General features: G+C 45.8%; 13 protein-coding genes, 1 pseudogene and 1 riboswitch. Of the genes and pseudogenes, 9 read left to right on the top strand and 5 right to left on the bottom strand.

Features of this window, described 5'->3' with window-relative positions; translation table 11 throughout:
• Window positions 1–73 precede the first annotated feature (73 nt).
• The 4 genes from EWH91_RS11630 to metC all read right to left on the bottom strand — a co-directional run bounded on the left by EWH91_RS11630 (window position 74) and on the right by metC (window position 5,197).
• A complete protein-coding gene (locus EWH91_RS11630; protein WP_129930209.1) occupies window positions 74–1,039 on the bottom strand; it encodes an SDR family oxidoreductase in 966 nt (321 codons plus the stop codon).
• 225 nt (window positions 1,040–1,264) lie between these two features.
• Complete coding sequence (locus EWH91_RS11625) at window positions 1,265–2,266, bottom strand: AraC family transcriptional regulator (RefSeq protein ID WP_240697351.1); 1,002 nt, start codon at window positions 2,264–2,266, stop codon at window positions 1,265–1,267.
• A 587-nt stretch (window positions 2,267–2,853) separates the two neighbouring features.
• Complete coding sequence (locus tag EWH91_RS11620; RefSeq protein WP_129930208.1) at window positions 2,854–3,981, bottom strand: vitamin B12 independent methionine synthase; 1,128 nt, start codon at window positions 3,979–3,981, stop codon at window positions 2,854–2,856.
• Window positions 3,982–4,009: 28 nt separating this feature from the next.
• Window positions 4,010–5,197, bottom strand: a complete 1,188-nt coding sequence (metC, locus tag EWH91_RS11615; protein ID WP_129930207.1) for a cystathionine beta-lyase — start codon at window positions 5,195–5,197, stop codon at window positions 4,010–4,012.
• Window positions 5,198–5,290: 93 nt separating this feature from the next.
• Window positions 5,291–5,407, bottom strand: a riboswitch (SAM riboswitch).
• Window positions 5,408–5,789: 382 nt separating this feature from the next.
• Between metC and EWH91_RS11610 the strand changes: the two genes are divergently transcribed.
• The 6 genes from EWH91_RS11610 to EWH91_RS11585 all read left to right on the top strand — a co-directional run bounded on the left by EWH91_RS11610 (window position 5,790) and on the right by EWH91_RS11585 (window position 9,749).
• A complete protein-coding gene (locus EWH91_RS11610; protein ID WP_129930206.1) occupies window positions 5,790–6,428 on the top strand; it encodes an SDR family oxidoreductase in 639 nt (212 codons plus the stop codon).
• Window positions 6,429–6,700: 272 nt separating this feature from the next.
• Window positions 6,701–6,964, top strand: a complete 264-nt coding sequence (locus tag EWH91_RS11605) for a metal-sensitive transcriptional regulator (RefSeq protein ID WP_129930205.1) — start codon at window positions 6,701–6,703, stop codon at window positions 6,962–6,964.
• Between the two features lie 46 nt (window positions 6,965–7,010).
• Window positions 7,011–7,328 carry a rhodanese-like domain-containing protein gene (locus EWH91_RS11600; RefSeq protein WP_129930204.1) on the top strand — a complete coding sequence of 106 codons (318 nt, stop codon included), beginning with the start codon at window positions 7,011–7,013 and terminating at the stop codon, window positions 7,326–7,328.
• Window positions 7,329–7,411: 83 nt separating this feature from the next.
• Window positions 7,412–7,714, top strand: a complete 303-nt coding sequence (locus tag EWH91_RS11595) for a rhodanese-like domain-containing protein (protein WP_129930203.1) — start codon at window positions 7,412–7,414, stop codon at window positions 7,712–7,714.
• A gap of 13 nt (window positions 7,715–7,727) precedes the next feature.
• Complete coding sequence (locus tag EWH91_RS11590) at window positions 7,728–9,377, top strand: FAD-dependent oxidoreductase (protein ID WP_129930202.1); 1,650 nt, start codon at window positions 7,728–7,730, stop codon at window positions 9,375–9,377.
• Window positions 9,378–9,515: 138 nt separating this feature from the next.
• Window positions 9,516–9,749, top strand: coding sequence for a glutaredoxin family protein (locus EWH91_RS11585; RefSeq protein ID WP_010631441.1), 234 nt, complete (start codon window positions 9,516–9,518; stop codon window positions 9,747–9,749).
• Window positions 9,750–10,090: 341 nt separating this feature from the next.
• On the opposite strand, the gene EWH91_RS11580 is transcribed toward EWH91_RS11585, so the two are convergent.
• On the bottom strand, window positions 10,091–10,645 hold the full coding sequence (locus EWH91_RS11580) for a TetR/AcrR family transcriptional regulator (RefSeq protein ID WP_129930201.1): 555 nt from the start codon (window positions 10,643–10,645) through the stop codon (window positions 10,091–10,093).
• 341 nt (window positions 10,646–10,986) lie between these two features.
• On the opposite strand from EWH91_RS11580, the gene EWH91_RS11575 reads away from it, so the two are divergent.
• From EWH91_RS11575 to EWH91_RS11565, 3 genes and pseudogenes are all read left to right on the top strand, one after another.
• Window positions 10,987–14,034 (top strand): MMPL family transporter, encoded by a 3,048-nt coding sequence (locus EWH91_RS11575; RefSeq protein ID WP_129930200.1) that lies wholly within the window; start codon window positions 10,987–10,989, stop codon window positions 14,032–14,034.
• Between the two features lie 347 nt (window positions 14,035–14,381).
• Entirely contained in the window at window positions 14,382–14,783 is a 402-nt protein-coding gene (gene tnpA, locus EWH91_RS11570) for an IS200/IS605 family transposase (protein WP_129930199.1), read from the top strand.
• 9 nt (window positions 14,784–14,792) lie between these two features.
• A pseudogene (locus tag EWH91_RS11565) lies at window positions 14,793–15,089 on the top strand (helix-turn-helix domain-containing protein); the annotation flags it as partial.
• Between the last annotated feature and the right edge of the window lie 190 nt (window positions 15,090–15,279).

The following is a 15,279-nucleotide window of genomic DNA, read 5'->3' as shown; positions in this document are numbered from 1 at the left end:
GCTTTGTTTTTAGAAGCGAAAGTGATACTTGAAAAGTGGTCTGATCAGCACAAAGGCCGGAAGAGAGATCCTATTATCTCTGAAAATAGTAACCTTGATTAATGTCTTCAATTAGAGAGGGATGCACGGGGCGCCACCCCAGGCGTTTATGGGTTAATGCGCTTGATACAGGGTTGTCGACTGATGCGAAGTCGCCCAGCCATCCGAAATGCGAATTTGCCTTTTTCGCGTCTATGCTTTTTACCGGCAGGTTGAGGTGTTGGCCAAGGGCGATGGCGATATCACGAAAGGGTACGCCCTCATCGGCAACAGCGTGAAACCGCGACCCTGCCGGGGCCTTTTCCAAAGCGAGGCAAAAAAGATGTGCCACATCGAGGTGATGCACAGCTGGCCAACGGTTGGCTCCAGTTCCAATGTAGGCTGAAATGCCCTTCTTGCGAGCGATGTCGATCAGGCTTGGGACGAATCCATGCTTATCGCCATCACCGTGTACAAGTGGAGGGATACGAACAATTGAGGAGCGAACGCCTTGATCGGCTAACGCCAGCGTTGTTTTTTCCGACGGGACGCGTAATTTTCCAGCGGAATCAGGGTCAGCCGCATTGTCCTCCGTTCCGAGTTGATTGGGAGTGAGGGTCAGTGTCGGCATAGCGACAACAAGAGGGCGGTCGCGGCCGGAAAGCGCGGTACCCAGTGTCTCAATGGCACGTCGGTCCGTCTCGACAGCTGCCGTCATGAATCGCAATGGCGCCTGACGGGGGGTTCCACCAAACATTATTCGCAGGCGTGTTGACAGTCGTGCATGAGAGAACTTATGGAAGAAGGCTGTGTGAATGACGCCATCTGCAGCTGCAGCACCGCTGCGCAAGCTTTCCAGGTCTTCGATTGAACCCTGGTGAGCCTTTGCGCCAAGGGCAATAAGCCTTTTGGCAGCTTCTTCGGAACGAACAAGGCCGACAACATGATGGCCAGCATCCATGAGTTCACGAACAACCGCCAATCCGATGAATCCGGTCGCTCCCGTAACAAAAACACGCATATGAAAAACCTCCTTATAAGCAGTATAATTGGGTGGTTTGAACCATGCTCAGTGCCGTCAGCGAAGTGCACGGTCGGCTCATGGTTAACCTAATTATAGAAGAGGGTTTACTTGGATGTTTGCGTGTTCTGATTGAGTCATTGCCCGATTCAACGGAACCTGTTCAAAAAAGCGCGAAGCCTTGAAGCAGCCGAGATATGAAAAAAAGGCGACGAGGCATCCTGATCAGTTTAAATTCCGTCTTTCTTGGCGCCATCTGGCGATATCTCTGTTTGGCGGGCTTCCAAAGAAGCGACTGTATTCTCGACTGAATTGGGAATCGCTCGCATATCCCACAATCCGGCATGCAGTCGTCGCATCCATTTGATTGGATAACATCAGCCGCCTGGCTTCTTGAAGACGCAGTACATTGCGGTATTGTAAGGGACTCATCGCGGTGACGGACTTAAAATGCTCACGGAAAGAGGATTCGCTCAAATGGACCATCTCTGCCAAATCAGCGATTTTAAATGGCTGGGAGAAGTTGTTCTGGAGCCAGTCCATTGCTTTCACAACCCGCTGCACGTTGGATTCCGCAAAAACGGTCTCAGCAACGTAAACGCCAATGGGGCTGCGAAGAAGTCGAATGAAAATCTCATCCGTGATGAGTGGGGCAATTAAATGATCATCGCCGGGACTAGAGAGACAATCGACCAGTCTTGCCATGGCATTAATCAGAGCCAAATCAGCATCCATGACATAACCTGCACGCCGATTACGAATCGTTGGCAAGCCCTGCGGATATACTTTCGACACCAACGCCGCGATCCTTTGCGGGTCGAGATATAGCCCTACTCCCAGGAACGGTTCGGCAGGGCTGGCCAAAATGGTTTTCATGGCAACCGGTAAGGCAACGGGAGCAATAAAAATCCGTGACCCTCCGTACTCATAGACATCCTTTCCGACAGTTATGATTTTTTTACCCTGCGCTGCAATGCCGACAGCAGGCGAGTAAATGGTATGCACATAATCTGCGGCTTCTATTCGCGAATAGCGATTGACATATAACCCGGGGATCCGCGCGGCGTAGGTCCCATCATGTGAAGAATGAGTATCAATCAGATTAGCCAGTCTGATGGTTTCCGCTTTAAGCGATCCATTGGCATTATCTGACATCGGCGTGGCCGCATGATCATCCAGACTCATTTTCTCGAAAGCAACTCCTTTTTCCGTTTGATCGTCCGACATGGCGGGCATGCAGTTAATAATTATGGTGCTTATCTATCCTCACTCTAATGATACCCGATCAGGTTCGTCAAATTCAGGCCCTTCCAGGCAAAGTTTATACCGGCCAGCTTAGCAAGCAGTCTGTACCTTCATTTTGTGTCCTTATGCAGCTGCAAAGTAAAGAAGGATGTCGCACAGTCATAGACCTTTGTGACATCCTCTTTCTCTAATCGTTGAGCGTTTTCATGCAATCGTTAATTGGCCATATGATCGATAGACAGCTAATATCAGTCATGATAAACCGTCGATTCTTGATCACCAGCGCACCAGGGTGACCTGATTTGGTCTGCTTTTTCGCGTAAAACGTACTCAAAAGAAGGATCCTCTCTGGCTGTGTGGTGACTTAATTTTACCAGATTTGGATTCTTTTTTCGTACACTTTTTTCATGCACGGGGCGCGATCGAGAAAAGTGATCAGATCAAGCATCTGAGCATCTTGGAGAAATTATTTTGGCCTGTGTTATTTAGATTTGTTAAAGAACGAAACAACACGGCGCATTCCAAATAGTGGGTGCGCCGTGCATCTTTTAAGGGTTCTCTTTTAATCATCAGGCCTCTGACCAGATTTTTTGAGCCGTGTCGATAACACGTTTTAATTTGGCCCATTGCTCAGCTTCAGTCAATTTATTCCCTTCCTCAGTAGAAGCAAACCCGCATTGTGTAGACAGGCAGAGATTGTTCAGCGGCACATAATGAGTCGCTTCCCTGACGCGCTTTTCCAATGCTTCCTCTGATTCAAGTTCCGGAAATTTAGACGTGACCAGACCAAGAACAATCCTTTTATCCGAACCTTCGGTGAAAATATCGCCGAGCGGTGAAAAGTCTCCGGAACGTTCGTTATCGTATTCCAGGAAATACCCATCATAATTCAGCTGCGACAGGTATTTTGCCACCGGCCCGTAACCGCCGGAGAAAAGGAATGTGGAACGGAAATTGCCGCGACAGATATGGGTAGTGATCGTCAGATCCTCCGGGCGGTCCCGAAGAGCACCATTGATGACGGTCACACTGTCTTTGGCAATTTGTTCATATTTTGCCTTTTCTTCAGCACTTTTGGCGTTGATGATCTGATTGATCAGAAAAGCCCAGGTTGTATCGTCAAGCTGTAGATAGCGACAGCCGAGATCATAGAAATGGCGAATGGTCTGACGATAGGCGACTGCCAGGTCCTTCAGAAAATCCTGGCGGGAAGCATAGAACTTAACGGCATTGTCGTCGCGATGGTCACGGAAATAGAGCGTAGGGCTGGGAATGGTTTGTTTTGCCAGAATCCCTTTGGGAACAATGTTGTTCAGAAATTCAAAAGCTTTGAAAAAAGGATGATCCGGATTATAAGACACTTTGCCCGAGAAACGAACATTCGTATCGCGTGTTTTTGCCCCCTTAAATTTATAGCTGGCGTGTTGCGAATAGGTTTCAACACCATGCAACCCTGCCAGAAAATCCAGGTGCCACCAGCTGCGACGGAATTCACCGTCCGTAACAGCTTTCAATCCGAGATTGACTTGTTTCGCGACAACTTTCCGTATTTCTTCATCTTCCACTTTGGTCAGATCTGACCGGGTAATTTCTCCTGAAAGGAACTTTTCGCGGGCGGATTTAAGTTCGTCAGGTCTCAGCAGACTGCCTACCTGGTCGAATCGAAAGGGTACTGTTTTGGTTGTTGTGATAGCCATTTTTGTTTCCTCCTGAATGAGATATTGGTCAGTTAACGCTGGTTACTGTTTCCTGTTTCTTTTCATTGATTGCTGTAAGGCCTCTGGTGAAGTCCTTGATCAAGTCATCCGCATCTTCCAGACCGACGGACAGACGGAGCAGACCGCTGCCGATGCCGGCTTTGATTCGCTCTGCCTCAGACAATTCGGCATGAGACATTTTCGGTGGATAGGAGAGGATCGACTCGACGGCGCCGAGACTGACGGCGAAAATTGGCAGAGAAACGTGGTTGACAAACGTGTGCGCCGCCTCCTCGTTTTCCAGTTCGAAGGAGAGCACGGCGCCGCCGGACATTGCCTGTTGCTTCTGAATTTTCGAGCCGGGATGTCCGGGTAATCCGGGATAGAATACCTTTTTGACTTCTGGACGATCCGAGAAGAATGAAGCGATTTTTAAAGCGGATGCTGCCGACTTTTTGATCCGCACATCCAGTGTTTTCAGGCCTCGTAAAAGCAGCCAGGAATCCTGGACGCCGAGAACGGCACCCAGTGCATTTTGCAAAAAATACAGTTTGTCTGCCAATTCTTTATTTCCGGCTACGGCCAGGCCGGCAATAACATCACTATGTCCGGAAATAAATTTCGTCGCACTGTGCAGCACCAGATCGGCACCTAACTGCAACGGCCGCTGAAAGACCGGCGTCATAAAGGTGTTATCTACAAAGGTATAACATCGATGAACTTTTGCAATTTTCGCAATGGCGCGGATGTCTGAGACCTTAAGCGTTGGATTGGACGGTGTTTCGACATAGATGACTTTTGTGTTCGGACGGATGGCTGACCTTACTTCATCGAGCCGGGTTGTATCGACAAAGGTGTGGTCGATACCGAGACGTCCAAGTACTTCAGTTAAAATACGGAAGGTTCCTCCGTAGACATTCTTGGGAACAACGGCATGATCCCCCGCAGACAGAAGCAGAAATGCTGTGGAAATCGCAGCCATTCCTGAGGCAAAGGCGAAACCGCGGACGCCTCCTTCCAGATCGGCAATGGCATTTTCTAAAGCGTCACGGGTCGGGTTACCGGACCGCGTATAATCATACTTTCCGAAGTGATCAAAATCTCTTTGATGAAATGTGGATGACAGATAGACAGGAACATTTGCCGCACCAGTCTCGGGATCCACCCGGACAGTGTCGCGGACGATCCGGGTCGAAAACTGATAATCGTCAGCCATTGACAGGCACCTCTTTCAAAAAATTTGTTGAAGCAATTGCGTAAAATAAAAGGCTCTCTTCGGGAAGAAGAGAGCCATACGCTCGAATGTCTCTTCTTATCCCTCAGTCACATCACTGTGTCTGCTGGGATTAGCACCTTACCGGATCACGTAGATACGGCGGTTGCTGAAGCGTCATCGGGCCAGTCCCTCAACTTCTCTAGATAAGAAAATGAATCATTTTAACTTGTTTAGTTGAACCCTATTTTACGCCAAAAAGTTTTTTTTGCAAGCTTTCAAACATTATAATTTCGAATTTATTGAAACAGAAAGTATCGGGACCTGCCTGATTTTGGGAAGGAAGCCATGAAGTACATGTACCTATTGATGTGCCGGACTGTAAAGGCTTTGTTTACCTGGCTGGATCGAGTGATTGTAGAGAATAAACAGATTGAGGGATGAATAGATAGCCATAAGGATCAGCGAACCCTTCAGTTCCAGCTGATCTGATTTTACAACTGGCCTGTAAGAAGATAGACTATAATTGCAAACAATAGTAAGTAAAGGCACAGGGATGAAACCTGTTCTTATAAAAATCAAGGAGGCTGGATCGATGGTTCGTGTACTTATTTTAGGTGCCAATGGTCAGATTGCCCGACTTGCCGAGCAGCTGCTGCTTGCGGAGACAGAGGCGCAATTAACACTTTTTCTGCGTCGTCCGAATCGACTGACGCCGGCCGATACCGGCAGAGAAAAAGTCATCGGTGGTGACGCGACTGATCAGAGTGCGCTTATCGAAGCGATGAACGGGATTGATGTGGTCTATGCCAATCTGGCTGGACAGAATATTGAAGAGCAGGCCAGAGCAGTGACCGCCGCCATGAATAAGAGCGGTGTCAGGAGACTCATCTGGATTTCAACGCTCGGTATCTATGATGAGGTTCCGGGCAACTTCGGTAAATGGAACAAGCAGCAGCTGGGCAGCTATCTGGATCGCTATGGCGCAGCGGCAAAAGTCATCGAAAACTCAGGCCTCGATGAGACGATCATTCGTCCCGCCTGGCTGACAAATAAAGATGAAATTGACTATGAAACGACGGAGAAGAGTGAGCTGTTCAAGGGGACGGAAGTTTCCAGAAAAAGTGTTGCTGCTTTTGTTGTCCGCCTTATCCAGGATCCTTCAGAAGAAGTGCACGCTTCGGTCGGAATAGATAAACCGCATACCGACGGTGACAAACCCGCCTGGCTTTAAGTCGTTTTATTGGGCGCTTGTTTCTGGAATGCGCATTCTTTGAAAATAGTTACTCAATTTGCACCACGCCACTGAACAGCATAAAAAGCATCACCCAAAGCTATAAATAAGACAAGATCGAGATAGATGAACCTGACGGAATGATGAATTTCGTCAGGTTCTTTACTTCGTGGAATCTAAAGGATATCCCAATTATTTGTCTACAGTCCTTTTATTTGACAGGGGAAAATGTATCAATTATTATACCCATAGGGGTATAAGGGGGATTGTTCATGGAGTATACAGCGCAAATGAAAAATCGATTGAAACGAATTGATGGTCAGATCCGCGGAATTCTTAACATGATGGAACAAGGTGAAGACTGCCGCAGTGTAGTGACCCAGATGACTGCTGCCCGGACGGCAATGGATCGTGCACTTGGTTTAGTTATTGGAAAGAATCTGGAAGCCTGTCTGCGGGAGCAGATTGAGAGCGGTAAAGGATCAACTGAATCCATCGTAAATGAAGCGGTTCAAATGCTGGTGAAAAGTCGCTAAGGAATCAAGATACCGTGAATCGATGGCGAAGGGAGGAAAAATAAATATGAAATGCCTGTTCTTTTGCAGACCTAAAATAAAGAAGATAAGCACTTCGGAACTAAAAGAGACTTATCTGCCTGATAAAAAGGGAAAATACTTTCTTGATGTGCGCACAAAGCCGGAGTTCAGCAGTCGATCCATCCCGGGCTTTATCAATATTCCGCTGCAAACTTTGAAAAATCATCTCAACAAGATCCCGAAAGAAAAAGAAGTCGTCGTCATCTGTCAAAGCGGTATGAGAAGCTCAGTCGCCTGCAAGTTTTTGAAAAAAGCGGGCTATGAAAAAGTGACCAATGTACGCGGCGGGATGAATCGCTGGTAGTTTTTTTATGGAGTAAATTATACCCCCACGGGTATAATGCTGCGCAGGTTTTTGATAAGAAATGATCCAGGGAGGAAAACAGCATGTATGAAGAACTGACACCTGAAGAAGTCGAACGTCTGGTGCGCAACCATACACCGTTAAGTATTATTGATGTCCGTGAACCGTTTGAATTTGCCGGGGGACATATTCCGGGGGCGATCAATATTTCGGTTAATGAGATTCCGAACCGAATCGGTGAAATCAACAAAGAGCAAGAACACATCATGGTTTGTCAATCCGGAAACAGAAGCGATGTGGCTTCTGCCATCCTGTCCGCAAATGGATTTAAGGTGAAAAATATGGCCGGCGGAATGATGAACTGGCACGGACCGATTGAACGCTAAGGAGGGAAATGCAATGAAATACGTCATTATTGGCGGGGTGGCCGGTGGGATGTCGGCAGCCACGCGGCTTCGCCGATTAAATGAAGAAGCAGAGATTATTGTCGTGGAACGCGGTCCTTATGTTTCTTTTGCCAACTGCGGTCTTCCTTATTTTATTGGCGGCGTGATCCAGGAACGGTCACAGCTGCTTGTGCAGACGGCAGAAAAGCTGTACCAGCGTTTTCGTCTGGATGTGCGGACAGAAAGTGAAGCAACACATATTAATCGAGAACAAAAGGAAGTGACCATTACTCATCATGGAAAGACTTATAAAGAAACCTATGACGCTTTGATTCTCTCAACCGGGGCGCACCCGATGCGTCCGCCAATTAAAGGAATGGACCAGGCGGAGCATGTATTCACGCTACGCGATGTTCCGGATGCTGAACGCATTGTTCACGATCTGCAGCAGCGTCAAGCAGATCGGGCCGTGATTATCGGTGCCGGTTTTATCGGCCTGGAAATGGCCGAGAACCTTGCAGAACGCGGACCTAAAGTGACGATCATTGAACGGGAGCATCAAGTTCTTCCCCCGCTTGACCCGGAAATGGCGGCCAGCGTAGAAGCTGAACTGAAAGTGCACGGTATTGAGGTGCTCAAAGGAAAAACCGTCACGGGTTTTGAAGAAAAGGGTGCCGTTCTGGTGATGGATGATGGGCGGCGTAAAGCGACAGATTTGACCCTTTTATCAGTCGGCGTCGTTCCAGAATCAGCCTTAGCTGAGCAAGCAGGCTTAGCGCTGGGTATCCGCCGCAGCATATCGGTTAATGATCAGCTACAGACCAGTGATCCAAATATTTATGCGATCGGTGATGCAATCGAAGTGACTCAGACAATCAGCGGGAAAGCCGCAGTTATTCCACTCGCCTCACCGGCCAATCGCCAGGGACGAATGGTTGCTGATATTCTAAGCGGTATGAAACGCAGTTACAAGGGGACTCTGGGTACATCTATTGTGAAAGTTTTTGATACATCTGCCGCTGTAACAGGATTAAGTGAAAAAATGCTGCAGAGATATCAGATCCCTTATGAAGCGCTGCACACCAGTCCGCCGGATCACGCGTCTTATTATCCGGGCAGCTCGCAGATGACACTTAAGCTGCTCTTTGACCCGGAATCCGGAAAGTTACTGGGTGCTCAGGCGGTTGGCAAAAAGGGGATCGATAAAACCATCGATGTGCTTGCCGCGGCGATCCATGGACAGATGACGGTTCATGACCTGACTGAGCTTGAACTTGCCTACGCGCCGCCGTTTAACTCGGCAAAGGCTCCGGTTAATTTAATCGGTTATGCGTCAGAAAATCTGCTGGAAGGCAAAGTGCAGCATGTTCAGTGGAATGAGGTCGACCGGCTGGTAGAACAGGGGGCAATGCTCATTGATGTTCGGACAGCACAGGAATACGGGAACGGAACCATCCAGAGAGCGGTGAATATTCCTTTGGACGATCTTCGTGAACGATTACGTGAGATTCCGAAAAACCGTGATTTGATTGTGACTTGTCAGGTGGGCCTTCGCGGCTATCTCGCATCTCGTATTCTTGCTCAGAAAGGCTATCGGGTTAAGAATTTAGATGGAGGATATAAACTATATAAAACTGTTTTTCCGGAGAAAGTAACGGAATGAGGAAAGAAGAATAATTTATTCATTCGATGAAGCCGGCAGCGGTTACAGAAGTGCAATAAATAAATGATCCGAGCGACGATTAATAATTAAACGATTGACTGATTAAGAGTGAAAAAACTTTTAAAGGAGTAATTAACGATGAATGAAATTACTGTGTATACGACTAATACCTGTCCCTTCTGCCATATGGTAAAAAACTTTCTGAGAGAAAAAGGGCTGCTTTTTAAAGAAGTGAATGTCCAGCAAGACCCGGCTGCCGGTCAGCGTCTTGTCGAAACAACCGGACAAATGGGCGTACCCCAAACAAACGTGAATGGACAATGGGTACTCGGATTTGATCCAAATCGGATTATGAGTCTGATTCATGACTAATCTCTTTACCGACAACAAGCCGGGGAAATGAATCAGGACTAAAAACAAAAAATATGTTCTCAGGTGTTAAAATGGTTGCCTGTATGATAAGTATGGAGTGAATGGGCGTAGCACGTGAGGGGGTGTTACGTTCGGCGGTTTGGCCGGCTTCTGGGCGAAGCAACAAAATCTAATGTGAATCTATTTATCTAATCAGATACAAAACAACGATGTGGGTGTTTCACTGGTTTATTGACTGTGAAGCACCTTTGCCATGTAAATATAACAGGGTCCCGGCTGAGAATAAAAGCAGAGGTGCAAGATGCCGGCATTGACCCATAATATCCATTTATCTCTTCCAATTATTCCGTTGATCGCGACAAGACGTTTGCTAAAGCTTTAGTAATTCCCTCAATCGATTGATCCTCCTCATCTGCGAACCAACTTAAAATAGCGCTAATTGAACCATTGACAAAATAGGAAAAGTAATACTTTAGAATGTGAGGATCCTGCTCATGAAAATCCTCTTTAAATTCCTCAATCGCTTGTTCCTGTACTTCAGAAAACAACTCATTGATCATAATACCGTCACGGTAATTTGCCAAAATCAATTGGCTAACTGCTTCGTTATCTTTAAGTATAATAATCAGTCTTTTTAGCCAGTCATGAAGCTGTTCTTGCGGACGCATGGCTAAAACCGGTCGGATTTGATTGGTCAGATCCGTTTCAATGTTATGGAATAAATCAAGCGGGTCGTTAAAATGCAAATAAAAAGTTCCCCGATTGACATCCGCTTCCCTGCAAATTTGAGTAACCGTTATTTTGGAGAGCTCATTCGTGTTCAGAAGACGTAAAAAGGCCTCCTTGATTACCTGGATCGTATATTGGGTGCGTCTGTTATTCTTTGTACCCACCATCAGATTCACCTATTCCTTCATTTATTAAACAATACGTGATGTGTTTGTTTATTCAATAACAGAAAACGAAAAATTACATATTGAACTTAACTTTTACGTTTACTATACTATCAGCATGATATTAAATCAACACTGTGTTCAATGAATTCTATGAGGAGAACAAATGAGGTTTTTAGAAGATAAGCATACCTTTAAACGATGCAACACTGAGATTCGACAATGCCTCTCCATAATAAATAATTGCTGAACATAGATGTTAAATCGAGAAAAGACGATATCTGCTTATGAGTCGTCTTCATGAACAGGTGAAATTCATTTAGTTTTTACGGGGAGGATCAGAAGTGAGAGGAATCATTAAAGCGCGTTGGCTCATTTTATGCTTATGGCTTGTTGCAACGGTTGTGCTCGTTGCTATGCAGCCGGATATCAATGCCATCCTGAGAGACAGAGGGCAGAAGGCATTAAACGAAAACAGCCCATCGGTACAAGCCGACGCCATATTGAGTAAAATGGAAAGGTCGAAGGGAACCAATGACCTTATTGTCTTTTATGATAAGAATAAAATTTCCAATAATGAGCTGAATCAGATCAGGCAGGGTGTGGAACAATTCCGTGATGATGCAGACACGCTCGGAGTTGCCGAAATCATGGATCCCTTCAGCCTGCCTGAAGCGAAAAATTCGCTGATTTCGAAAGATAAAACAACGGTAATGGTGAGCTTCAAGTTAGATAAAAAGTCTCGAGAAATCGATGATATTAAGAAAGCTATTGATCAGCGGCTGGACAAGGTCACGGTTACTCATTATCTGACCGGCGAGGATTTCATTAATAATGACTATTTAAAGGCATCTCAGGGCGGAGTTGAGAAAAGTGCGGCACTGACCGTTCTGTTCATTTTAATTGTTCTTGTCCTTATGTTTCGATCCATCGTGACACCGGTCATTTCGTTACTTGCGGTTATGTTCTCCTACCTTTGCTCAATGGGGGTCGCTGCGCAGCTGATTGACAAAGCAGGTTTCCCGCTAACCAGTCTGACGCAGATGCTGCTTATTCTGATCCTGTTCGGCATTGGGACCGATTATAATATATTGCTGTTTAACCGCTTTAAGGAAGAACTGTCAAAAGGATTGTCTATTGACGATGCGATTGTCTCGACTTACCAAACGGCCGGAAAAACGATTTTCTACAGTATCCTGACTGTCTTTATCGCTTTTGCGGCACTTATATTCTCTCAATCGCCAATCTATCGGTCGGGCATTGTCGTGGTCATTGGTGTTGCGTTTCTGTTGCTCGAGATGATCACCCTGACTCCGTTTGCGATGAAACTGCTCGGTCAAAAGCTGTTCTGGCCATCCAAAAGTAGTAAAGGACATGGGGAGAACAGAATGTGGGCAGGAACTGCAACGCTCGCCACCCGGCATCCGATTGTTTCCGTAATCGTTGTGGCTGTACTTATTGTTCCGGCCGTGTTTTTCTATCAGGAAAAATTAAACTTTGATACGATCAGCGAACTGGGCAACAGCTATCCTTCCTCTAAAGCCATGAATATTGTGGCGGATCATTTTGGCAAAGGTAATGCAATGCCGGCTACTGTCGTCATTGAGAATAAAAAAGCTTTAGACAATAACGAATCTCTGGCGGCGATCGATCGACTAACCGGGCAACTGGGAAAAATTAAAGGCGTCAAAGAAGTTTCTTCCATAACCAGGCCTCAGGGACAAGAAGTGAATGGGTTTTACATTGGTGATCAGACGAAGTCGGTCACAGACGGATTGTCCGCGACACGGAAGGGGGTCGATCAGATCGGCGGCGGTCTGAAAACGGCTCAGGAAAAACTTGGCTCGGCTGATTTCTCTCAAGTCAATAAGATGGTCGACGGAACAGCCAGACTTGAGAATGGCATGACTGCTCTCACCAGCGGACTTAAGCAAATTCAAAATGGGCTCGGAGGCACCGGTCAATCACAAAATATCAGTGACGGGATCGGACAAATTGAAAGTAATCTTGAAAAAATGAGTGGTGCTGTGCATACACTCGCTGATAACTATGATCAGATGCAGTCCGGCTATGCGAAAATGGGCACCAGTTATCAAGACACCGCAAAAGCGCTGCTCGGCGTCAAGAATGCACTCACGCAGATGCAAATGCTGACGGCGACGCTCGGTGAAAGCAGTCCGGGAGTTGCCAGTGATCAGAACTATCTTCAATTAAAAGCAGGCATCGATCAGTTGTCTGCATCATTGGCCAGGATCACCCCGGAAGGCATCGATGCATTGAACAAGAACTACAATGCACTGACGACCGGATTCAAAACGGCGAACACGCATCTGGCTGAGATGAGTGCCGGCCTGTCCAAAATGGCGGAAGGACTTGAAAAAACGAAAAGCGGTCTTGACAGCGCCTCTTCAGGCATCGGAAAGATCGTTACCAATATGGACCAGGTAACGGACGGACTGGGACAAATGAAATCCGGTCAACAGAAGCTGGCAGATGGGCTTAACGGGTTCCATACATTCAGCGACAAGCTGGCGGATGTCAATAAAGGATTGGATCAAATATCCGGCGGCCTGGGAAAGACCAACACTTTTCTCACGCAGCTTAATACAAATCGAAGCTTCTCAATACCAGATGAAGCACTGAAAGATAAACAGTATCAGCAGGCTTTGGATGCGTTCATGTCCAAAGACCGGACCATTACCAAAATAACGGTGATTCTCGATAATGACCCTTATTCAAAGCAAGCTTTAAATACAATCAGGCACATGAATACAACGGTGGAGAACGGAGTGAAGGGAACAACTTTGACTGATGCCAAGGCAGCCGTTTCCGGTCCAAGCTCGACAACCTATGACACGAACAATGTTCTGACAAAAGATTTGAATCGCTTAACGGTTATTGTACTCATTGGCGTGTTGCTTGTACTGATCGTTGTGATGCGTTCCTTCTGGATCCCGGTGTTTATCACGGTGTCTCTAATGGGGGCCTACTATGCGGCCATGTTTGTCCTGAACGCTTTGTTCATCAGTATGTTTGGCCTGGAGGGAATCTCCTCTTTCGTTCCATTCTTCGCCTTTATCGTGATCGTTGCTCTGGGCGTAGACTACAGCATCTTTCTGCTGGCGCGTTATAAGGAATATCCACTGCTGTCGGGCAAGGAAGCGATTGTCGAAGCCGCAAAACGAGTAGGCACCATCATTTTGTCGGCCTTCGTGATCCTTGGGGGAACCTTCGCGACACTGATGCCGTCAGGAATTGTGCTCCTTATTGAGTTGGCAACGGCTGTCATTACCGGTCTGATCGTACTCTGCTTCATTATGCTTCCGATCTTTGTTCCGGCGATGATTTCACTCTTTGACTCGCCACCAAAGTTTAAAAGGAACGCAGAATGATCAGCGAATGATGAGTAAAACGAAAGGGCCTCGTCCAGTGCATTGAAATCAGACGAATAGTGGTTTCTCGTGCAGAAAAAAATGGATACAGAAATTCTTGAAAATAAAAATCCGAATGATTCAGATGAACGGATATAAATCTGATCATTCGGGCTTTTTTGTGAGATAAGCGGCAACCCAAAGGAGGAATTTAGCGAAGAAATTGATTTGTTGCGAACGCACACTCGTGACTTCAGTCATGAGTAAGTGATCATATGTTATTATCGTACATTTAAAAAATACTACAATATCAGTATATTAAGTTCCATAATCTATTAACATATGTTATATTATTAATGGTGATAAAAATGTCAGAAGTTAAACATGGACGGGGATACGTTTATTCCATCCAATATCATATTGTTTGGTGTGTAAAATATCGGCATCAAGTTTTAGTTAATCATATTGAAAATGGACTCAAAGAGATATTGTATAACATAGCAGATGAGAATGATTTCACTATATCTGAATTGGAAGTGAACAAAGATCATGTCCACTTGTTAGTCGATTGCACGCCTCAGCAATCAATACCTAATATGATTAAATCATTAAAAGGGACTTCTGCTCGTATGATGTTCAAGAGATTTCCTGAATTGAAAAATAAATTATGGGGAGGTAATTTATGGAATCCATCATATTTTGTTGCAACAGTAAGTGAAAATACCGAAGAACAAGTAAGAGAATATATTAGAAACCAAAAGAAGAAGTGAGGTGATCGCATGTTACGTCAAAAAGCATACAAAGTCAGAATTTACCCAACGGAAAAGCAAGCGGTTCAAATAGATAAGACGATTGGATGCTCACGATTTGTGTATAATCATTTTTTGGATTTATGGAAGAGGGCTTATAAAGAAACAGGAAAAGGATTAACTTATAATAAATGCTCAAGTCAACTATCAGCCTTTAAAAAGCAATTTATATGGCTTAAAGAGGTAGATAAATTTGCTCTTCAAAATTCATTAAGGAATTTATCTGATGCTTATCATCGTTTCTTTAAAAAACAGTCCCGGTATCCTAGTGCATCGTAGCTACCATATTTGCTTTAATTTTCTACCGTGAGTTTAGGGTACAGCGAGTGTAATTTGGTACGGGCATCGGCTGTGGTGAATTGCCACTTGACTGCAATCGACTGATGATTGCGATCATCGCACCAGGCATTTAGCTCCCGATCCAGTTCTTCGATGGTCGGTATCCTGCGATTTAAGC

It is taken from the genome of Sporolactobacillus sp. THM19-2 (assembly GCF_004153195.1).
Classification (GTDB): domain Bacteria; phylum Bacillota; class Bacilli; order Bacillales; family Sporolactobacillaceae; genus Sporolactobacillus.
This window is presented reverse-complemented; position numbering and strand designations above follow the sequence as displayed.